The 22,173-nt window shown below is 40.9% G+C and carries 17 protein-coding genes, 1 tRNA gene and 1 pseudogene; 9 read left to right on the forward strand and 10 right to left on the reverse strand.

Going from position 1 to position 22,173, the window contains the following annotated elements; genetic code table 11:
- Nucleotides 1-208: 208 nt before the first annotated feature.
- The 3 genes from FTV38_RS09190 to FTV38_RS09200 all read right to left on the reverse strand — a co-directional run bounded on the left by FTV38_RS09190 (nt 209) and on the right by FTV38_RS09200 (nt 3,541).
- Nucleotides 209-1,468, reverse strand: a complete 1,260-nt coding sequence (locus FTV38_RS09190) for an OmpP1/FadL family transporter (RefSeq protein WP_180022296.1) — start codon at nt 1,466-1,468, stop codon at nt 209-211.
- Between the two features lie 538 nt (nt 1,469-2,006).
- Nucleotides 2,007-2,079, reverse strand: a tRNA-Arg gene (locus FTV38_RS09195).
- Between the two features lie 73 nt (nt 2,080-2,152).
- Entirely contained in the window at nt 2,153-3,541 is a 1,389-nt protein-coding gene (locus FTV38_RS09200) for an amino acid permease (protein ID WP_078189974.1), read from the reverse strand.
- Between the two features lie 330 nt (nt 3,542-3,871).
- Here FTV38_RS09200 and prpF point away from each other — a divergent pair, with 330 nt between their 5' ends.
- The 3 genes from prpF to FTV38_RS09215 all read left to right on the forward strand — a co-directional run bounded on the left by prpF (nt 3,872) and on the right by FTV38_RS09215 (nt 7,284).
- Nucleotides 3,872-5,062 carry a 2-methylaconitate cis-trans isomerase PrpF gene (gene prpF, locus FTV38_RS09205; RefSeq protein ID WP_168379031.1) on the forward strand — a complete coding sequence of 397 codons (1,191 nt, stop codon included), beginning with the start codon at nt 3,872-3,874 and terminating at the stop codon, nt 5,060-5,062.
- A gap of 206 nt (nt 5,063-5,268) precedes the next feature.
- Nucleotides 5,269-6,246, forward strand: a complete 978-nt coding sequence (locus tag FTV38_RS09210) for a GGDEF domain-containing protein (protein ID WP_180022297.1) — start codon at nt 5,269-5,271, stop codon at nt 6,244-6,246.
- A 129-nt stretch (nt 6,247-6,375) separates the two neighbouring features.
- Complete coding sequence (locus FTV38_RS09215; protein WP_168379257.1) at nt 6,376-7,284, forward strand: polyprenyl synthetase family protein; 909 nt, start codon at nt 6,376-6,378, stop codon at nt 7,282-7,284.
- Between the two features lie 195 nt (nt 7,285-7,479).
- On the opposite strand, the gene putP is transcribed toward FTV38_RS09215, so the two are convergent.
- From putP to FTV38_RS09240, 5 genes and pseudogenes are all read right to left on the reverse strand, one after another.
- Nucleotides 7,480-8,970 carry a sodium/proline symporter PutP gene (gene putP, locus FTV38_RS09220; protein ID WP_180022298.1) on the reverse strand — a complete coding sequence of 497 codons (1,491 nt, stop codon included), beginning with the start codon at nt 8,968-8,970 and terminating at the stop codon, nt 7,480-7,482.
- A 211-nt stretch (nt 8,971-9,181) separates the two neighbouring features.
- Nucleotides 9,182-10,036 carry an SPFH domain-containing protein gene (locus FTV38_RS09225; protein ID WP_078189969.1) on the reverse strand — a complete coding sequence of 285 codons (855 nt, stop codon included), beginning with the start codon at nt 10,034-10,036 and terminating at the stop codon, nt 9,182-9,184.
- 16 nt (nt 10,037-10,052) lie between these two features.
- Nucleotides 10,053-10,532, reverse strand: coding sequence for an NfeD family protein (locus FTV38_RS09230; protein ID WP_180022299.1), 480 nt, complete (start codon nt 10,530-10,532; stop codon nt 10,053-10,055).
- 99 nt (nt 10,533-10,631) lie between these two features.
- Nucleotides 10,632-11,555 carry a patatin-like phospholipase family protein gene (locus FTV38_RS09235; RefSeq protein ID WP_180022300.1) on the reverse strand — a complete coding sequence of 308 codons (924 nt, stop codon included), beginning with the start codon at nt 11,553-11,555 and terminating at the stop codon, nt 10,632-10,634.
- Between the two features lie 61 nt (nt 11,556-11,616).
- A pseudogene (locus FTV38_RS09240) lies at nt 11,617-12,251 on the reverse strand (1-acyl-sn-glycerol-3-phosphate acyltransferase).
- Nucleotides 12,252-12,419: 168 nt separating this feature from the next.
- Between FTV38_RS09240 and FTV38_RS09245 the strand changes: the two are divergent.
- The 5 genes from FTV38_RS09245 to FTV38_RS09265 all read left to right on the forward strand — a co-directional run bounded on the left by FTV38_RS09245 (nt 12,420) and on the right by FTV38_RS09265 (nt 18,797).
- A complete protein-coding gene (locus FTV38_RS09245) occupies nt 12,420-13,706 on the forward strand; it encodes an MFS transporter (RefSeq protein WP_180022301.1) in 1,287 nt (428 codons plus the stop codon).
- A 126-nt stretch (nt 13,707-13,832) separates the two neighbouring features.
- A complete protein-coding gene (locus FTV38_RS09250; RefSeq protein ID WP_180022302.1) occupies nt 13,833-14,969 on the forward strand; it encodes a porin in 1,137 nt (378 codons plus the stop codon).
- 140 nt (nt 14,970-15,109) lie between these two features.
- Nucleotides 15,110-16,780 carry a phosphoethanolamine transferase gene (locus FTV38_RS09255; protein WP_180022303.1) on the forward strand — a complete coding sequence of 557 codons (1,671 nt, stop codon included), beginning with the start codon at nt 15,110-15,112 and terminating at the stop codon, nt 16,778-16,780.
- A 3-nt stretch (nt 16,781-16,783) separates the two neighbouring features.
- A complete protein-coding gene (locus tag FTV38_RS09260) occupies nt 16,784-17,452 on the forward strand; it encodes a response regulator transcription factor (protein WP_078189962.1) in 669 nt (222 codons plus the stop codon).
- A 19-nt stretch (nt 17,453-17,471) separates the two neighbouring features.
- Nucleotides 17,472-18,797, forward strand: coding sequence for an ATP-binding protein (locus FTV38_RS09265; protein WP_180022304.1), 1,326 nt, complete (start codon nt 17,472-17,474; stop codon nt 18,795-18,797).
- A 30-nt stretch (nt 18,798-18,827) separates the two neighbouring features.
- On the opposite strand, the gene FTV38_RS09270 is transcribed toward FTV38_RS09265, so the two are convergent.
- Nucleotides 18,828-19,481, reverse strand: a complete 654-nt coding sequence (locus FTV38_RS09270) for a phosphatase PAP2 family protein (RefSeq protein ID WP_257227287.1) — start codon at nt 19,479-19,481, stop codon at nt 18,828-18,830.
- A 226-nt stretch (nt 19,482-19,707) separates the two neighbouring features.
- On the opposite strand from FTV38_RS09270, the gene FTV38_RS09275 reads away from it, so the two are divergent.
- The gene (locus tag FTV38_RS09275; RefSeq protein ID WP_180022306.1) at nt 19,708-20,406 is read left to right on the forward strand and encodes an HAD family hydrolase; all 699 of its coding nucleotides are present in this window, start codon (nt 19,708-19,710) and stop codon (nt 20,404-20,406) included.
- A gap of 76 nt (nt 20,407-20,482) precedes the next feature.
- On the opposite strand, the gene FTV38_RS09280 is transcribed toward FTV38_RS09275, so the two are convergent.
- On the reverse strand, nt 20,483-21,670 hold the full coding sequence (locus FTV38_RS09280; protein WP_180010092.1) for an ammonium transporter: 1,188 nt from the start codon (nt 21,668-21,670) through the stop codon (nt 20,483-20,485).
- Nucleotides 21,671-22,173 lie beyond the last annotated feature (503 nt).

Consider the following 22,173-nt stretch of genomic DNA (forward strand, 5'->3'; position numbering starts at 1 on the left):
TAGGGAAGTTAAAAAATGAGCATGACTAGAGTATTTATTCTAGTGATTGATAATTATCTTTATGATTTTTAAATGAAAAATTAGAGTAAAAAGCTTAGTTTTTGATAAATGTTTTAGTAAATTTAAATGTTTATTGTTTGATCAAACAAGATAGGGAAAGAATAAAAAGTTAGGGCCATAGCGAACTATGGCCCGAATCATATTTAAATTAGAAGCGGTAACCGATTTTTAAACCGTATGCCCAAGCATCGTTATCTTCAAATGATGCTACTGATTCATTTGTACCAAACATTGATGCAGGTTGTGCTTCAGCATCACCTAACATGAAGTATTTAACACCACCTGCGATAAAGTAGTTAGGCGCTGGGCTGAATTGTAAACCTAAGCCTACGTTCCAGTAGCCTTCAGTAGGACCAAGTGTTGATACAGGGTTACCTGCGCCTGAATCCCAGCCTACAGAGACGTTACCAGCCCATTGTTCACTAAATTTACGACCTACACCGACTGTAGCATTGATTTGATCATCAGTATAAGCAACAAGATCAAACCCACCCACTGGGCCACGACCAATGGCACCTAGTGTTTCAGATGCTGCACCAAAAGCAGTTGGACGAATTGCGAAATTTGACCAATCTACCCAACGGACATTCGCAAATGCGACAGTGTCGGCCATGATACCAGTTTGAAAATCTAGGTTAACAGACTGAGGTGTAGTGATCTTGGTGTCAGCACGTGTTGAAAAAGCACCGCCAAGTAGAGCACTGTTTCCAGTTTCTGTGGTTGCAGCTTCGTGATCAATTTCAGAACGGTAAGTAATAGATGCTTTTAAAGCAATTTCTGGGATTTGGTAAGCTAATCCTGCTAACCAACCAACGGCACTATCTTCTTTCATATTTGCATTATATAAACCGAGAGCTTGGTTTGCTCCATATGCAATACCACGTAGTTGAACATCGCCTTTTACTGTTTGATATACACCACCGCCATAAATGTTGAAATTTTCAGTCGGTTGAAAACCAAATATCATCGAAATATTTTGGGTGTGAACGTCGACTTCAGTTGTTTCGCCCATTAGCTGGAATGCACCAGGGGTGCCTGCAACTGGTAGTGTTTGATCTGTATCGCTATATTTAGCTTCTGCGCCAAATGGTTGATCATATAGTAAACCAAAAGAAAAATTATCAGTTAGCTGTAATTTTAATGCTGCTTGTGGAAAATAGTAATCACCTGCCATGTCATCTAGTGAAGTATTGGCAAGAGCTCCTAATGTTGGGTTGCTAGCAGGAGCAGTACTGTTCATCTTCCCAGAAACATTAGGGTCTAAAACCGAAATGCCAGCTTCAAAATAGTTCCCTGGTTGTAGAAATGCAGAAATAGATTGTCCTGAACGATCTAGTGCTGCTGCAAAAGCACCTGTCATTGGAACTGAAGCAAGAATCATGGCTGTAGCTAAAGTTTTTAATTTCATTCTTCGTCATTCCTTGAGATACGAATTTGATTTTTATGGTTACTGCATATATTCGTTATGGAAAACTTCTTAATACTCTTAGGCTTAATTGTTACTCCATGTGACAAAAATAGCACAATTAAAATAAGAGTAAATGCTCTAGATTGAAAAATATGGCTAAAAGTTGCTATTTTTAGAGTAAAAGTACTAATTAGTATATATAACATTTTGATTATTATTTAATATTTTCATTTAGCGCATTATTTTCTAAACCTAGAAAAAAATTGAAAAAATTTTGATATGAGCAGTCATAAATTGATTTTTTGGCCTTATGGACCATACTATGTGTCGTTTTTTGCATTGAGAGGTAGGTGGTTAGCACATTTTAAAGCGCTATTTAACTGTTCTTAAAAATAGTCTTTGAACAGTAATCTTTGTAAAAACAATAACTAAGTTAAAAACTGTAATTGATGGGTTTTTAGTGTGAAAGGTTCTTTCTTTATATTTATTGGTATATGGGGGATTACAAATACAGGGAGGAGGGATATCTCAGAAATTGTGCGCTCTGCGGGACTCGAACCCACGTCGGTCGCTTAGGAGGCAACTGCTCTATCCAGTTAAGCTAAGAGCGCAAGACGGAGGCTAATGTACTCCTATTTTAGCTAAAAAAAAAGTTATTGCCGAAACAATAACTTTTTAAATTACTTAGTCTTTATGAACTTCATTGGGGTCAATGTCGCTCAAATCTTTAGGATTAAGATAGTTAAACATTAATAACATGACTGTAATCCAAACAGGGATCATTAGAACAGATTCCATAAAGCCCTGAGTCCACATAATAAAGAGAACTAAAGCAATAAAGATCAGAACGATGTAGTTGCTGACTGGTGCCCAAAGTGCAGGATAAGACGTTGTAAAATTCAAAATACGTTTTGCACGACGGAACTGTAAGTGAGTCATGGTAATCATCGCCCAGTTAAGGACAAGTGCACCAACCACCACATACATTAAGTGACCAAGCGCATCTTCAGGTACGAAGTAGTTTAAGAGTACGCAACCGAAAATCAGGACTGCAGAAAGTAATACCGCTGGAATTGGCACGCCACTTTTGTTGGTTTTAGCGAAAACTTTTGGTGCATTACCTTGCTTCGCCAAGCTGTAAAGCATACGGCTATTGGCATACATACCGCTGTTATAAACAGACAGTGCTGCAGTTAAGATAATGAAGTTCAGTAAATGTGCAGCCCAATCAATTCCTAGTTGGCTAAAGATCATCACAAATGGACTTTTGTCTAAACCACCTAGTTCAAGCTGATTCCATGGCACAAGTGACAATAGAATAGTCAAAGAACCCACGTAGAAAATCAAAATACGAAAAACAACTTGGTTAATCGCTTTAGGAATAGTTTCTTTTGGATTTTCAGCTTCCGCTGCCGCCATACCAATCAGTTCAATACCACCGAAGGCGAACATCAAGAAAGCCAGCATGAAGAATAAGCCTTCAAAACCATTTGGGAAGAAGCCGCCTTGACTCCATAAGTTGGTAAATGATGCTGTTGAGTTGGCATCTGCAGTCAGTAGCAAATACAAACCAAATACGATCATCGAAATAACTGCAGTGACTTTAATAATCGACAGCCAAAACTCAGATTCACCATAAAACTTCACATTACCTAAGTTTACTAAAGTAATGATCACGAAGAAGAACAGTACAGATGCCCATGCTGGAATATGAGGCCACCAGTAATTGATGTATTTCGCAACAGCGGTGAGTTCTGTCATTGCCACTAAAATATAGAGAATCCAGTAGTTCCAACCTGTTAAGAAACCTGGAAATTTCCCCCAATATTTATATGCAAAATGGCTAAATGAACCCGCTACAGGTTCATGGACGATCATTTCACCCAACTGACGCATAATTAGAAAGGCGATCAAACCGCCAATGGCGTAGCCTAGAATAATGGATGGTCCAGCAGATTGAATCACATGCGCTGAGCCCAAGAATAAGCCTGTACCAATTGCACCACCCATGGCAATCAATTGAATATGACGATTCTTTAAGCCACGCTTGAGTTCGGAGGAATTGGTAGTCAAGTTACTCTTCCCGAGAATGGTTTAATTTTGGTAATTGTAATGTATAGAGAATGAATAGCCTAGTAGCTCAAAATTTATGAAAAATATTTATAGGTTTGATAACCTATTTTTTGTTTTAAATGCTGAGTTAAAAATTTATGAATCAATAGATTAATTTTATTTTAATTGAAATTCTGATGCTTGCCTTTATATGGAAAAGGTATCGAATGTTGTTTTTTTATACTTAAGTCATGTGATTGTTAAAACTTCAATTAAACATTGTATGATGCAAAAGCGCAGAAAAGAACGCTCTGCCAAAACACAATGATAAAGATTAAGGATTCAATAAAAATGAGTTTTGCTCCCCAAATTAAGATTGCAGCGACTTATATGCGTGGTGGTACAAGTAAAGGTGTATTTTTCAAGCTAGATGATTTACCGCTTGCAGCACAACAAGCTGGAAAAGTTCGCGACCAACTTTTATTGCGTGTGATTGGCAGTCCAGATCCTTATGGCAAACAAATTGATGGGATGGGGGGAGCGACTTCAAGTACCAGTAAAACCGTGATTTTGGCAAAAAGTTCACAGCCTGAGCATGATGTAGATTATCTATTTGGACAAGTGTCGATTGATAAAGCATTTGTCGACTGGAGTGGTAACTGCGGAAACTTAACGGCAGCGGTTGGTGCATTTGCCATTTCAAATGGTTTGGTTGAGGCATCACGTATTCCTGAGAATGGTTTGTGTACGGTTCGTATTTGGCAAGCCAATATTCAAAAGACCATTATTGCGCATGTACCTATTACTGATGGTGCAGTACAAGAAACTGGTGATTTTGAACTAGATGGTGTGACCTTCCCAGCAGCCGAAGTTCAAATTGAATTTTTAGACCCCGCAGATGATGGTGAAGATGGCGGCGCTATGTTCCCTACAGGGAATTTGGTCGATACTTTAACCGTACCCGATGAAGGCAGTTTCCCAGCAACATTTATTAATGCAGGTATTCCAACGATCTTCTTAAATGCAGAAGATATTGGTTATGTCGGCACTGAACTGCAAGATGCGATCAATGGTGATGCCAAGGCATTGGCCCGTTTTGAAAAAATCCGTGCTTATGGTGCGCAGCAAATGGGTTTGATTTCAGATATTGCTGAAGCAGAACAGCGTCAACATACCCCAAAGATTGCATTTGTTTCAAAACCGAAAGCCTATACATCTTCGAGTTCTAAACAAATTTCAGAACAAGATACGGACTTATTGGTTCGTGCCTTGTCGATGGGGAAACTGCATCATGCCATGATGGGCACAGCGGCAGTTGCCATTGGTACAGCTGCGGCGATACCGGGAACGCTTGTGAACTTAGCCGCGGGTGGTGGGGAGCGAGAAGCTGTGCGTTTCGGACATCCGTCTGGGACGCTACGTGTAGGTGCGCAAGCAATTTATGAAAATGGTCAGTGGGTCGTTAAAAAAGCCGTGATGAGCCGAAGTGCGCGTGTCTTAATGGAAGGCTGGGTGCGTATTCCTGCGGATAGTTTGGATTAAGCATTTAACATCTCATTTGAAATCAGCCTCTGCTTTGCAGGGGCTTTTTTTTGCCTTTATCTTTTATATGAATAAGCAAATCATGAATTGGTATATAGTTTTATATAATATGAACTGCATTTAATATTAGAAAGTTTCTGTGATTTATGTCAGATTAATTTTGTTAGCATTTTGCGTAGCTTTACCCTGAAAAAAGTAGCGAAACCATGCTTAAAAAAGACTTAATAAAATCGGACCTACCTACTGAACAATTGGCTGTATTAGAAGCGTTGCCAATGCCTGCTGCGTTATTTTCTGCGACAGCTGAGCTGATATGCGCCAATCAAATATTTAAACATCGATTTCAGTCAGACTTACAAGAGATCGTATTAAATCATGTGTCCGTGATGCAGCAAAAAACCAAAGCCACAAGTTCTGAGTTTGATTTACGCTGTTTAGAGAACGATAGCATTGAACCCTTTATGTATAGTGAAAATGAACGGCATTATTGGTTTACGCTCAAACCAAAGTTTCAACAAAGTGGCGATTTGGAACATGTGTTGTTGTGCTGTGCGGACATTACAAATTTAAAGCAATTCGAATTATCGCTGTTGAAACATAACCAACAACTCGAACAACAAGTTTATTTTGATTATCTGACAGGGATAAAAAATCGACGTGGATTTGATTTAGACCTTTCTCAGTGGCAAAAAAGCTTCGCGGTCGAACAAGCCAATGAAATTTGTTTGATGATGCTCGACTTAGACAATTTTAAGCAAATCAATGATATCTACGGTCATGCATTTGGCGATGAAGTTTTAAGAAAAAGTGCGCAGCTTTTAAGGATGCAAATTAGTCAACACGCAGATGCACAAATATATCGCATGGGTGGGGAAGAGTTTGCAATGATTTTGCCACGCACGGCTATATCGACTGCATGTTCGATTGCACAACAATGTTGTGAGCAAATCTATGCTTCTTCGATGAATTATGCGGATAAGGCTCTACAACTGAGTATCTCATGCGGAGTGGCCTTGTGGGATGGAACAGAGTCATTTTTTGAAACATTAGCACGTGCCGATCAGGCTTTGTATCAAGCCAAGAAAGGCTCGAAAAATTGTACCTGTTTTAATGATGGACAAAATGTGGCGCTATTTGAGGAAACGACATTTAAAAAACCATCAGACTGTGGGAAAAACACATAGATTTAGGCCGTAACATAGAGAAAGATCTGAGAAAGCAGTATGATGCAACAGGTCAAAATGACAGAAAACATTAGCAGTCGATTTGCTAATGAACGAAGCAGTTAAATATTTAAAGTATTTGAGGTGAATGTGTCTTCTTTAACAGACGTTTCCACACATGCCCTGACAGAAGCGCAGCAGCGTATTCAGCAGGATTTACTGACAGCGCTTGATGCATTTTCAATTCCAGAACCCTTAAAAGGGGCGGTGTATCATGCTGTGATGTTGGGTGGAAAACGCGTTCGACCGGCACTTTGTTATGCAACAGCAGCGTTAAAACCCAATACCAATTTTGCAGCCGTACGCCGTGCTGCTGTGGCGATTGAATTTATTCATTGTTATTCATTGGCACACGATGATTTGCCGTGTATGGACAATGATTTACTTCGTCGCGGTCAACCAACCTGTCATGTGGCTTTTGGTGAAGATACGGCCTTACTTGCTGGCGATATTTTACAATCGATGGCATTTGAAGTTTTAGGCAGCCGTCTCTTTGATCAAGGCCCAGCCGTTGAAGCGCCGATCATCTTGAAGCAAATGCAAATTTTAGCGACTGCAACTTCAAAAATGGTCAATGGACAAGTCCTAGACTTACAAGCGGAAGGCAAGCATGTCAGTCAGGATGAACTAGAAAACATTCATCGAAATAAAACTGGTGCTTTAATTTCTGCTGCAATCATGATGGCGGCAGTGACGATATTTAATGGTACAGACCAAGCTATTCCTAAACTCCGCGAATTTGGTCTTGCGATTGGTTTAGCCTTTCAGGTGCAAGATGATATTTTAGATATTATTGCTGACACTGAAGCATTGGGTAAAACAGCGGGTAAAGATCAACAAGTGGATAAATCGACATATCCTGCGCTAATGGGTCTTGATCAAGCCCAAGCTTATGCAGAAGAATTACATGCACAAGCGCTTCAAGCTTTGGATTATTTTGCAGAAGATGCGGCAGAATTACACAAGATCACGCAGTTTTTATTAAATCGTCAAAGTTAATATGACGTAGTAAAGACATTAGCCCACACATTTAACGTGTTGTGGGCATTTTTATATTTTGTACATTTGGGACAGATGTGAATAAACATCTAAGTAATATCAAAATGGATGACATGATAAAAAACAAAAAAGGACGCTAGGCGTCCTTTTTTGCAGATATTAAAACTTAGAGCTTAAATTTAAGTGCTATTGGTCTTAAATACTTTCTTTATAGATACGATCTGCTTCTTCAAACTTTTCAGTGACTTCAGCAGATGGTGCTTTGCTCATTAAGCTTACAATGATGATTGCAAGTAGTGAGCAGATGAAGCCCGGAATAATTTCATAAACGCCTGTATCGCCCCAGAGATTTTTCCATAGAATGACCATGATTGCACCAACCACCATACCGGCTAAAGCACCATTGAGTGTCATGCGTTTCCAGAACAATGACATGATAATCAGTGGGCCAAATGCAGCACCAAAGCCTGCCCATGCATATGCGACGAGACCAAGGACTTTAGAGTCAGGATTAGCCGCCATATAGATCGCTAGCAACGCAATCATTAACACCATGATACGGCCGACCCAAACCAATTCTTTTTGTGAAGCATTTTTACGTAAGAATGATTTATAAAAGTCTTCAGTTAAGGTACTTGAACAGACTAAAAGCTGACAGCTTAAGGTACTCATGATCGCAGCTAAAATCGCAGCCAATACGATACCTGCAACCCATGGGTTAAATAGAATTTTAGTCAATTCCATAAAGACCGTTTCAGGGTTTGCTGTAACGACACCTGCCAGTTCTGGATGCTGTTGGAAATAAGCAATACCGAAGAAGCCTGCTGCAACTGCGCCACCGAGGCAGAGCGTCATCCATGTCATACCAATACGACGTGCATTGGGAATCGATTTAACAGAATCTGCTGCCATGAAGCGGACTAAGATATGCGGTTGACCAAAATAGCCTAAGCCCCATGCTAATAAAGACATGATTGCGACAAAACTTAAGTCAGCAAATACATCCATGGCTTGAGGGCGTGCTGCTTCCAGTGCCAGAGTGAACTGGCTTAAATCAGAAAACGACAACATGACCACGATAGGTGTCAGCAGCAAGGCAAAAATCATAAAGCCCGCTTGAATGGTATCGGTCCAACTGACAGCAAGGAAGCCACCAATAAACACATAGCTCACCGTTGCAATTGCACTGATCCAAAGCGCAGTGCTATACGACATACCAAACATACTTTCAAATAATCGAGCGCCTGCAACCATGCCTGAAGCACAGTAAATTGCGAAGAAAATCAAAATAATCACAGCAGACACGATACGTAAGATTTTCTTTTGATCGTTAAAACGATTTGAGAAATAGTCAGGTAGGGTCAAGGCATTATTTTGAACTTCGGTATGTACACGGAGACGACCTGCCACAAGTAGCCAGTTGAGCCAAGCACCGATGATCAGACCAATTGCAATCCACATTTCAGATAAACCTGAAAGGTAAATCGCCCCCGGAAGACCCATGAGCAACCAACCACTCATATCCGATGCACCTGCAGAAAGGGCAGTGACAAAGCTCCCTAATCGGCGGCCACCTAAAATGTAGTCAGAAAAGTTACTGGTCGCACGGTATGCAAGTAAACCGATCACGACCATGGCGACAATATAAAAGAGAAAGGTAATTAGGGTGGGATTCAGGGAGCTCATACGGTATCCGCTTTGGCGTTGGACAATTGCGTTTAATCAGGGGACTCAATGGGATTTGCCTAAGCCAAGTAGGTGAAATCGAACGATAAGTCCTAAAACGTCAAAAAAATAACGTGAAATTTAAACATAAATTCACAAACTTTGCCTTCTTTTTTGTTTTGGGCATAAAAATGGGCCGTATGTCACGACCCATTTTTATTAATGTGAAGATTTAGTTATTACGTCCCATCACACCACGAATGGTGTTGAGTACATCCGCAGGTAATACCACAGTTTTGGCATTATTAGATTTAGCCATATCTTGCATGGCTTTAACGTATTGTTCACCCAGTAAGTAAGCAACTGGAATTTCTTTATCGCCGACGGCTGAACTCACCATTTCAATTGCACGCTGTGAAGATTCTGCCAGTACAACTTGAGCTTCTGCATCACGACGAGAGGCTTCTAAACGACCATCTGCTTCCAAAATAGCCGCTTGTTTTTCACCGTCTGCCTTGGTCACTGTCGCACGACGTTGACGTTCAGCGGCCGCTTGCTCTTCCATCGCAGCTTGCATGGTATGAGAAGGTTTAATATCTTGAATTTCTACAGTTTTAAGCGTAATTCCCCAGTCAGAGATATCGTCAGAAATAGCAGCTTTAAGTTTAGCCTTAATATGATCACGCGATGACAGTGCATCATCGAGGTCCATTTCACCGACAATTGAACGTAAAGAGGTTTGAACTAAGTTTTGAATCGCCCATGTGTAGTTTTCAATACCGTAAACTGCTTTTTCAGGTGTGGTTAAATTGATATAAGCCACAGCATTCATCAGCAGTACCGCGTTGTCACGTGTGATCACTTCCTGAGAGGGGATATCTAACACGATATCTTTGGTTGTGACTTTATAAGCCACTTCATCGACATACGGAATCACAAAGTTCAGTCCCGGATTGAGCGTGGTATGGTATTTACCTAAACGCTGAACAATCCATTTATAACCTTGGGGAACAATACGAACACCTTTAAAAATGGTGACGGCTACAAAAACTAAGAGCGCTAAAAAAACAATAGAAACACCAGACATGTCATTTCTCACTTATTTATGGATTGTCAGCGGGGTGGTTGCTGCTGTGCAGTTGGACGACTAAATCATTGCCTAAAATATCGGTCACGCGAACGCGATCACCGACTTGAAGTGCATCTTGGGTACGGCAATGCCATTCGTCTGAACCTAAAACAGGCATTGGGAAGCGAACTTTTACGCTGCCATGATTGAGCTGGGTTTGAATCACCATACCCACTTGGCCAATCGTCGCTTCACGTGACAGACCTGCTTTGGTTTTATCAATGGATAAAGGCTTAATAAATTTGAACCACAAAAATGTGCAGAGCACGGCAAAAATAATCCAAACCACAATTTGGACATTAAAGTCCATGGATGGAAAGATCCAATATAAGATCCCAACCAAAATTGCGGAAACGCCAAACCAGAGCGCAGCAAAAGACGGCAAAATCAGTTCAAAAAGCATCAAAGCGACGCCCAATACAAACCAGTGCCAAGGTTCTAAAATAAATTCCATACATCTACTCTTATATAAGGGTGAATTGATATAGATGAACCAGTATCTATATCAATGTAGCAGATGTATAACTCAATGAATATAAAAAAAATCGTTGAATTATATTTTCGCTTTTGGTGCTGGTTTAAAGGCCGCAGGAGACTGTTTAAAGTTATCGATCGCCTTAATAATGCTATTCACTTTGAGCTGTGCGGCTTTTTCACCTTCTAAAATCGTTGCATTGCTCGACTTTAAATCGAGTGTACCAATATGTCCTACTTTAGGTTGAATCACGAAATTGGCATTTTTCAGTTCTTCATTAATACTTTGTTGTCCCATGATGTTAATGGTTTGATCGAGTAAACCAAACATGCTTACGGCTTTGCTACCGTCAGGACGCGCAGAAATATCAACTGCAATCACAATATCTGCACCCATATCACGTGCGGTTTTCACCGGAATCGGGCTGACTAAGCCACCATCGACATATTTCACCCCTGCAATGGTCGCAGGTACAAATACATTCGGAATACTGCACGATGCACGTACCGCTTGGCCTGCATTACCACGATTAAATTCAGTTTTACTGCCATTATCCAAACGGGTGGCTACAGCAGCAAAGCGTTTTGGAAATTGTTCAATCGATTTATTGCCGACGTTTTTATTAACAAAGTCTTGCAGTTTTTGCCCTTGAATAATGCCTTGGCTATTTAAGGTTAAGTCACGAATATCGGACTCTTTAAAGTTCAGGGCCAATTGCTGCATTTGATAAGGTGTTTTACCGCTGGCGTACAAGCTACCGACAAAACTACCCGCACTGGTCCCAGTCACAATTTTAGGTTTAATACCGTGCGATTCGAGCACTTTAAGCACACCAATATGAGCAAAACCTTTGGCACCGCCGCCACCGAGCGCAATCGCGATCACCGGTTCACGTGCTTTGGCAGGTGTAGGTGTCGTGGTTGCAGGCGTTTTGGTTGCGGAATCACAGCCAGCGAGTGCTAATACGAAGAGGCTAGGAATCAGGTAATGCAAAAGTTTCATGGGTGAAATCTGATGGTTACATATACAAAGTGTACATCACATCAAAAAAATAGCCATTTGACTAGGGCTTTTTCCAGTGCTTTTGTAACGGCAAGGCCAACCATTCGGGATTTTTCGGGGAAAATTTGCCATCATAAATCTTCAAAATTTTTTCAAGATCAGTTTCAAAATCTCCACTAGGTTCAAAAACACCCAAGCAATGAATGGTTTTCTTTGCATAATCAAAGCTAAACATCACAATAGGTATCTGTGCTTCATAGGCAATATAGTAAAAACCACTGCGGATTTTATCGGCTTTTTTTCGTGTTCCCTCAGGTGCCATTCCAATCCAAATTTGATCTGTCGCTTGGACAATCTCAGTAATTTCACGCGTCAGTCCATGTGGATTTTCACGCTGCACAGGGATCACGCCGACCCAATCCAAAAGTGGTTTTAAGGGGGTATCAAAAAGGGTGTTTTTACCAAAATGGTTATTTTTATCCCGATTCCAAGCAAGGCGAGAAAACCATGCCATGCATCTATATTAGAAGTATGCGGAGAAATGATCGCCACAGCTTTGGCAAGGTTGGGAAATTCGCCGTCAAATTTCCAACCTTGTGCCAAAAAAAGTTTTTTAAAAATAGCGCGGCTCAGGATGGAGCCTCGTGATGGAACTTGATCGGGCAAAACTGGAAATAATTGAGTCTTTTGATTCATTGCATATTCTTATATAAGTGAAATCCATTTTCGACGTGATGTACTTTAAAAATACGGCATCAGCATTGACCTTTATCTTAGGTCGATGATTTTTTTAGATCATTGGCAAAATAGCCGTATTTTGACTACTCTAAATGTAACTTCAGCGCATTCAACATTTAGGAACTTATGATCCAGCTTCGTCAGCTCTATCTTTTACTGTTTTCCTTATATTGGGCGCAAGGGTTACCTGTCGGTTTTATGACGCATGTTTTACCAGTGATTTTAAGAGCGCAAGGTGTATCTTTGGCACATATTGGTGGCTTTGGATTACTCATGCTGCCATGGTCGATCAAAGTTTTTTGGGCACCGTGGATTGATCGACATGGTTCAAGGTCCAAAGGGCACTATCGGAGTTGGATTATTCCAATGCAGTTGTTGTCCGTGGTGGTCTTGGTCTTCCTGTCTTTTTTGCCGATCCAAAGCTTGAATGAACCGATGTATCTGCTGCTGTTTTTTGTGGCTTTACTCAGTATGAATTTGGTCGGTGCGACTCAAGATGTCGCAACCGATGGCTTGGCTGTCAATATTTTAAAAACTGACCAACAGCACTGGGGCAATACCTTTCAGGTGATTGGTTCAAGACTCGGTTTTATCGTCGGTGGTGGTGCTGTGCTTTGGGCCTTGGATTGGTTGGATTGGCAAGCCACATTTCTGTTTTTAGCGGCATTGGTATTCATCAATACGATTCCTATTTTTCTCTATCGAGAACCTTTAAAGCCACAGCTCAACATAATTTCCTCTCAAGAGAATGATAACAACCATAAGCATACTTCAGCCTTGTTCTACGCTATTCCCCAGTATTTGACTTATTTTTCTCAAACTAAAACCCTCACACTGTGGCTCATGATCTTATTGAGTTTTAAGCTTGCAGATGGTCTGGCAGGACCCTTACTTAAGCCGCTGATGGTCGATTTAGGATTGAGTTTTAGTCAAATCGGTCTGTATGTCACCATGTTAGGTGCGGTGGCTGCTTTAATTGGGGCGGGGCTTGCAGGTCTAAGCTTGAAGTATATTTCTCGGGCGCAGGCCTTGGTTTTCTATTCGGTATTGAAAATATTCAGTTTATTGGCCTATGCATGGCTGGCTTTACAGTTCGAGGCTAAACGGCAGGTTCATGAATGGCTGATCTATGGGATCAATGCTGCCGAAGACATGATTTCAGCCATGCTGCTCGTGATCATGCTGACTTTGGTGATGCAATATAGTCGTAAAGCATTTGCAGCAACGGACTTTACATTTCAGGTTGCCATTATGGCGACGGTGAGTGGGGGGCTGTATAGCATCAGTGGCATAGTGGCCGATCAGTTGGGTTATAGCACTTATTTATTTTGGATCACAGGTTTGGCTGCATTGAGCTTAGTCCCGATTCTATTTTGGGGAAAAGCATCAAAAAATGACCAAAATCACTTCTAAATCATGATTTTGGTTGTTTTTTATCAGCTAAAGCACTAAAAGAGCAATGCAAATATTATTTAATAATTTTGTAATATGTTTCCCGTGTGTAATATCTGTTACAAAATAATTTAAGGAAAATTTTTGATGAAAACTAAGTTAGCAGCGGCTATCGCATTGAGCCTTTTGGCTGGGTCAACCTTTGCAGCACCAACCTTCTACGGTGAAATTGATGCGTCTGTTGATTATTTACCTGAAGATAATAAAACGGGTGTTTCAGACAAAGATGTCGTTGAAATCAGTTCAAACAGTTCTTTCTTGGGTTTAAAGGGCGATGAAAAACTGACAGACCGTTTAAGCGCAGTTTATGCAATTGAATGGGCATTTAACTCAGACGGCGAAGGCGATGACTGGTCTAAGCGTAACCGCTTCGTTGGTTTGAAAGATGCGAAACTTGGTACATTGAAAGTTGGTGCACACGATACCCCATTAAAACAATTGTCTAGTCCGGTTGATACATTCAACAACTACGTGGGTAACCGTGCTGATGTTACAGGCATCATGACTGGCGAAAACCGTGTAGATAACGTTGTTGTCTATGAATCACCAGCATTTAAAATTGCTGAAGGTGCAATTAAAGTTAATGCATTGCTTGCAACAGGTGAATCTTCAGGAATCAAGAGCGACAAAGGTGTAGTAAAAACTGCAGGTCGTGGTCTTGGCGATGCTTGGTCGGCGTCTGTTGTCTATGACAGCCCCGTTGTTGTCGCAGGTTTAGCCTATGACAAAGCCATTCCATCGAACTTTGGTGGCGTAGGGACGCTAAATAGTGGTACATATACCGTGAATGATAAAGTTGTTTCAAATTCTGAAATAACTGGAACCAAAGTATTTGCTGCTGCAAATACAATTCGTGCGATTGGTCGCGTAAATCTTGAGGGCGGTTTGGCACTCAAAGCACTGTATCAAACATCAGAGGTTGAGGCTGCTAAAGGTAATGATGTTGCAGCAGCAAATATTGATGATGCTCAAGGTTGGTTAGTCGGCGCAGAATACAATCTACCTTCTGCAAAAGCTTGGACAGTAAAAGCACAATATAGTCAAAATACCACGACTTATAAAGCAGGTGAGGATTACGAAGCTCAGCAATTCATTGCAGGTGCGGATTATGCATTTAGCAAACAAGTGAAAGCTTATGGTTATGCAGGTTACTTAGCACTTGAAAAAGGTTCGAATGAAAGTGAACAACCTGTTCTAGGTACAGGTCTAGAATTTAAATTCTAAGACCTTGATTTAAGTTGTTCAAAAGGCGATGTTTTACATCGCCTTTTTTGATTTTTCTTGCTTGGTTTTGATCAGTTTTAAGTGATTTTTAAGTTTGAATTTTTAGATTAGGGCATCAAAGATCAATAATTGATGCCAATATGCTTCAGGTCATAGCTAAAATACAGCAAAAAATTCCAAGACTTAGTTTAAGTCAATTTAACCTCGTGCTTGCCTTATGGCTTGGGGTGGTTTTGAACCTCGCGTTTTATCAGCAAATCCAGCAGCTCACACCTTATACGGGGCTGAAGGCCGGACTATTTTTAGCGGCAACCGTACTGGTGGTAGTGGCACTTTATAATGTGCTGATGCAACTCCTGCAATGGCGATGGAATTCAAAACTTTTGGCGAGTGTTTTGCTGATCATTGGTGGCTTGAGTGCCTATTTCGTCAATAGTTTAGGCGTGACCATTACATCTGACCAAGTGCAGAACATGATGCAAACAGATGTAAAGGAAGTGCAGGATTTAATCTCGCCACAATTTTTTATCTGGGTCTTTGGACTGGTTATTTTGCCAGTGCTATTGATCTGGCTTTTGCCACTGCATAAAGAAGCCCTAAGCACGGTCGTAGCCAAAAAGGGTCTACATATAGTGCTATCGCTCATCCTTTTGGGTGCTTTGCTGTTTGTTTATTTTGTCGATTATGCTGCGATCTTTCGTGAGCATCGTGACTTAAAAGGCATGCTCTCACCACAAAACAGTATCGCTTCGACATTTTCCTATTATCACAAAAAAGCACCGAAACAGAATTTGCCATTGCTGAACTATGGTGAAGATGCACATATGGTTGAAAACGTAAGCGCCAAAAGCTTACCAAAATTGATGGTCTTAGTGGTTGGTGAAACTGCGCGCGCGGAAAGTTTTTCACTCAATGGTTATGCTAAAAATACCAATCCTGAACTCAGTCAGCAAAATATTATCAATTTTAGCCAAGTCAGCTCATGTGGCACCGCAACCGCTGTGTCTGTTCCTTGTATGTTCTCGGGTATGCCGAGAACCGAATATGATGAACAGCTTGCAAGTCATCGCGAAGGTTTACTCGATATTGCACAGCGTGCAGGCTATAAGGTGACGTGGCTAGATAATAATTCAGGCTGTAAGGGCACATGCACACGTGTTGAAAAATATGAATTTCCTGAAGCGCTGAAGAAAAAGTGGTGTGATGCCGATGGCGAATGTCATGATGAAATCTTAGTGGATGGTTTGAAGGTATATTTGGCTTCGATCCCCAAAGCAGATCCAACTCCCCGTTTGATTGTATTACACCAAATGGGCAGTCATGGCCCTGCTTATTTCAAACGAAGTACCGCAGCGTTTCAAAAATTTAAGCCAACCTGTAATAGCAATGCCATACAGGGATGTAGCTCTATAGAATTAATAAATAGTTATGACAACAGTATTATTTATACCGACCATGTGCTGAGTGAATTGATTAACACCTTAAAAGTGACTGACCACTATCAAACAGGACTGTGGTATTTGTCCGATCATGGCGAGTCGACAGGTGAGCATGGCTTATATTTACACGGTTCTCCATACGCAATTGCACCGTCACAGCAAACCCATGTACCGATGTTGATGTGGTTTTCACCGGCGTGGCAAAAAAATAATTCAGCGCAATATACTTGTTTAATGGCACAAAAAAGCCAAAAATTAAGTCAGGATAATCTATTTCCATCGCTATTAAGTTTGCTCGATGTGCAGACTCAAGTGATTGATGAAAAAAACAATATGTTGCAACAATGTACTTCAGTACAGCGCAGGACTTAAGCCATGCACAAAATACTTATTATTGAAGATGATTTCATGATTGCCGAATCGACTAAAACCTTGTTGAACTATCAACAGTTTGAAGTCGAGTGGGTGAATAATGGTATCGATGGCTTAAAGCTCATAATGCAAGGGGGAATTGATATCGTCTTGCTGGATCTGGGTTTGCCGATGATGGATGGTATGCAAGTCCTGAAACAAATTCGTCAAATGCAGCCCAAATTGCCAGTATTAATCATCTCGGCACGGGATCAACTACAAAACCGTGTAGATGGTTTAAACCATGGGGCAGATGACTACCTGATTAAGCCTTATGAGTTTGATGAATTACTTGCACGGATTCATGCGCTCCTTCGACGCACAGGGCTGAGTTCAGTCGAAGCACCACAGAAAATTTTAAAACATGGTGAATTGATTTTAGATATTGAGCAGCATCTTGCACGCTATAAGGGGCAATATGTCGATTTATCTAACCGTGAATGGGCCATATTGATTCCATTAGTGACACATCCGAATAAGATTTTTTCGAAAGCCAATTTAGAAGATAAGCTTTATGATTTTGATAGTGATATCAGCAGTAATACTATTGAAGTGTATGTGCATCATCTCAGAACAAAATTAGACAAAGATTTTATTCGCACCATTCGTGGTTTAGGTTATCGACTCGGTTAAGGCAAAGGAATTATCAACCATGCAGCAGCCTTATTCTCTGAAAAAGAGACTAATTATTTATGTGTCTGTTTTCAGTATGCTTTTGGGCTGTCTTTTGGTGTTTTCAGCTTATCGAATTGCACTTGAAGAAATTAATGAAATTTTAGATGCGCAAATGCAAAATTTGGCGGAACGTGTTGCAGAGCATGATCCGCAGCCCATTCGCAGTGAATTTGATCAACATAAGCGTTATCATGAAGAAGATTTATTTGTCGATGTGTGGACTTATCAGTCCAATGCACATCAAACTCATCAATTAAAATTATTGGTCGCGCCTCAGCCCAAAGCCGGTTTTTATACACACAGTACCCAACAAGATGAGTGGCATACCTATATTTTGCCACTTGCAGATCGGCAAATTCAGGTCAGTCAGCAGGAGTCGGTTCGGCAGCATCTTGCAGCAGAATTGGCTAGTAGCATGTTTATTCCCTATTTGGTTTTTATACCTTTTGCATTAATCGCTTTGGGATGGTTGATTCAACGCAGTTTGAACCCACTGGAAAAATTTAAAAAAGAACTGGCAAAACGGGATGCCTTTGAACTTTCTCCAATCTCTCAAATGCCATATCCAGAGGAAATTGCACCGACCATTATTGAAATGAACCAGTTGTTTGAACGGATTTCATTGTCACAGCAGGAACAGCACCAGTTTATTGCGGATGCAGCGCATGAGTTACGGACCCCAATTACCGCACTGAATTTGCAAATGCAGATTTTGCTACAAAAATTTCCACAAGATGACGCTCTACAAAATTTGAGTAAAGGTTTAATTCGTATTCAGCATTTGGTCAGTCAATTGTTGAGTTTGGCAAAACAAGACGCCTCGGTCTTTGAACTTGAGCGCAAACAACATTTTGATCTGAAGCAAGTCGCAACCAATTGCGTGGAGCAACTGGTGCATTTGGCGATGCAAAAAGATATTGACCTTGGCATGGAGCGACAACAGCGCATTGCCTTATATAGTCTTGAGCCAACCGTACATTCAATCATTTTTAATTTGATTGATAACGCCATCAAATATACCCCTGCACAGGGCGTGATTAATGTCTCCGTCTTTGAACATGCGGGGCAGGCGGTTGTACAGGTTGAAGATAGCGGGCCTGGTATCGACCCTGCTTTATATGAGCAAATTCGTAAACGCTTTTATCGAATTTATAATCATGAAGAAATTGGAAGTGGTTTAGGCTTGGCGATCGTGGATAAGGCCGCTGCGCATATTGGTGCACGTTTAGATTTCGCGAAAAGTGAAACGCTGGGTGGGTTGAAAGTAACGATTCAGATTCCGCTAAGACCTTTAAACTCCTAATTATTTTAATTTACTCCTTGCGAATAAAGCCTATATCCATTCAAAGTGTTTATAGGCAGTTTTGATTTTTTCTGTGGGTAGATAACGACAGCCAAATGTATAAATGACTGTGTTAAAGGCCCAAATAAACCATGCTGTCCATAGATTATGACTCAGAAAATGCGCACCCCGCATCATTTGCGCCCAGCCAAAAGCAAAGCCTAAAATCAGCCCAGCAGATAAAAAGAAGTAAGCACCGGCAGGTCGATGTATGCGATAAACAAAATATCCTGTGATTAAGGCAAAACCAGTCGCAGCATGGCCACCAGGGAAACAGTGTCCTTGGCGTGCAGAAAAATCCCAAGAAAAGCCATGGGCTGTAGCGACTGTCATATTCCAAGGGCAGGCATGCGCAGATTGTGATTTGAGCAACCCAATGACTGCCGTGCTGAGTAGAGCAACCACGAAAAAATAACCAAATTCAAACTTGCGAGCTTTCAGATGTGGATATTTAAAACTGCATATCCATGCTGCGATATAGAGAACATACACACCTATGACGATATTCTTGATATAGCGATGGTTCAGCACCGCAAGTGCCCAATCATTACGATGAGGAAAACCACCATGTAGGTCGACCCAAGGCTGAATAAAAGCTTGGTCGAGCGAACCACCGACGGGAAAAACATAAAGGAGGCCAACCATACTGAGCGTGAGCAGCAGGGCTTGTCGCAATAAAAAGGTACTGTTCGAGAGCATAAGTCGTGTGATGTGCTGAAATTATTTTGTTTGAATGCTGCTATTTGAAACCACGAAACTTAAATCAGACTTAATCGGCTATGTGAACTGTATCGATATCGATAGCGAAGAAGGTGCATAAAGCAAAACGGGCATTGTGTTAAAGTTTTTGAAAACTCAGTAATAAAGATTTATGAGCATACGTGCAGTCCTTTTTGATTTAGATAATACTTTGACTCATCGAGATCACAGCGTTCAGGCCTATACGCAGTATTTAGCCGAGTCTTATCAGTCGACGCTGGTGGAGGTAGACCTTGTACAGATTAAACGTATTATTAATCGTATAGATAATGGGGGATATCCGAAAAAAGAACTCCTTACTCATCCGAGTATTGGGGCATCTGTCGCTTATGCTCTACAAACGGAGCTGGATTGGATACATCAACCCGATTTTGATGAGCTCACACAATTTTGGTTTCAGCACTTTGGTCAGTTCGCCGTGGCGATGCCGGGAGCATTGACCTTGCTGCAGCAACTAAAACAGCAGCAGTATAAACTGGCGGTGGTGTCGAATGGTGGACATGCCACACGCCTGAATATTTTGAATGGACTAGGTTTTGCATCGTATTTTGATCAGATCATCAGCTCGGAAAGTGCAGGCATCAGTAAGCCCAAAGTTGAAATATTTCAGTACAGTTGTCGTGAGTTGGGCGTGACGGAAACCGAGTGTTTATTTATTGGTGATCATCCTGTCAATGATATTTACGGTGCGAGCCAAGCAGGGATGTCTGCTGTATTGCTTGAAGGCTTTCATACTTTAAGTGCTGAACAACAGCACAGCATTCCGAATAAAATTCAGCATTTGGATCAGGTCTTAGATTTTCTAAAATAAGGTGATTTAAACTCAAGCTTTAAGCGAAGTTCAGGGTAAAAAAAAGCGGCATAAATTCCGCTTTAGATTGTGTTGTTTAGAACATGTTTTCTTCAGAGTTTGCCGAAATACGGTGAATACTTAAGTCTGCACCACGGAATTCTTCTTCTTGATCTAGGCGAATGCCCATCGTTACTTTGAGTAGACCATAAATGATGAATCCACCAGCCAATGCAATCACGATCGCGAGCAGCGTACCGATACATTGAGAGATCATTGAAATACCGCCTAAACCGCCCAACCATTTTTGTCCAAATACACCCACTGCAATACCACCGAAAGCACCACATACACCATGTAGTGGCCATACGCCAAGTACATCATCGACTTTGAGTTTGTTTTGAGTGTATGTAAATAGTTTGACAAAGATCAGACCTGCGATAGCGCCGATAATTAACGCACCGACAGGATGAACTACATCTGAGCCTGCACAGATTGCAACCAAACCTGCTAAGGGACCGTTATGTAAGAAACCGGGGTCATTTTTACCCATAAAGTTTGCTGCAAGCGTGCCGCCCACCATTGCCATGAGAGAGTTAATTGCAACCAGTCCTGAAATGGCATCTAAACGTTGCGCACTCATCACGTTAAAGCCAAACCAGCCGACGATTAAAATCCAAGAACCTAAGGCAAGGAATGGAATACTTGAAGGGGGGTGAGCGCTGATACGACCGTCTTTTTTATAGCGTCCATGACGTGCGCCAAGTAAAAGTACTGCAGCTAAAGCGATCCAACCGCCCATCGCATGTACCACGACCGAACCTGCAAAATCATGAAATGCTGCGCCAAATGTGCGTTCTAACCATGCTTGTAGCCCAAAATTACCATTCCATGCCATGCCTTCAAAGAATGGATAGACCAAAGCGACCAATAATAATGTGGCAATCGCTTGAGTCCGCATTTTTGCACGTTCAGCAATACCACCTGAAATAATCGCTGGAATGGCTGCGGCAAAAGTCAGCAGGAAGAAACAACGCATTAAGTTGTAGCCATGATCGGCTGCTAAAGTGTCCCCAATATGAAAAAAGTGCTGACCATAAGAGATGTAATAACCCACAAAAAAGTATGCAATTGCGGAAATAGAAAAGTCAGTCAAAATTTTACTCAGCGCATTGACCTGATTTTTATGTCGTACTGTACCTAATTCTAAAAATGCAAAGCCAGCATGCATGGCAAGAACCAAGACTGCACCAAGAAGGAGAAAGAGGAGATCTATATTTTGCATAAGGTGTTCCAGTTTAGTGCGCTAGTTCACGAAAAGAAGTTCAGTATATCGAGCGGAATAATTTCGAAAAGAGGAGTGAGAGAGGGAAATTTTGATTAAAAAAACTAAAAAATGTAGAAGACTCGATATAAAGCAAAGACTTGCATGAATGTGATAATAATGCACTAAAATGGTGTAATGGCGTTTTACAATGAGAAAATTAAATGAATGATTATTAAGTGAAAAACTATTTTTTTTGAATCTGTTTAAAAAATGAAAAACTAATAGCGCCATTTCTGAGTTAATTCAGGGCAATTCATTATTTTTTATTTTTATCTGATTGATAGATGTTAGTGCGATAATGAAACTGAAAATTGACGAAAGATACATTTTGGGGTGAACCGTACCGGGTTTGTCGGAGACTCAGTATTCTGAGAGAATGTTCCGATGACCAAATTAAAATATACCCCTGAAATCAGAGAAAGAGCGGTTCAATTATTGATTGAATCTGAAAAAGACTATCC

The organism is Acinetobacter sp. YH16044, from assembly GCF_013417145.1.
Taxonomy (GTDB): domain Bacteria; phylum Pseudomonadota; class Gammaproteobacteria; order Pseudomonadales; family Moraxellaceae; genus Acinetobacter; species Acinetobacter amyesii.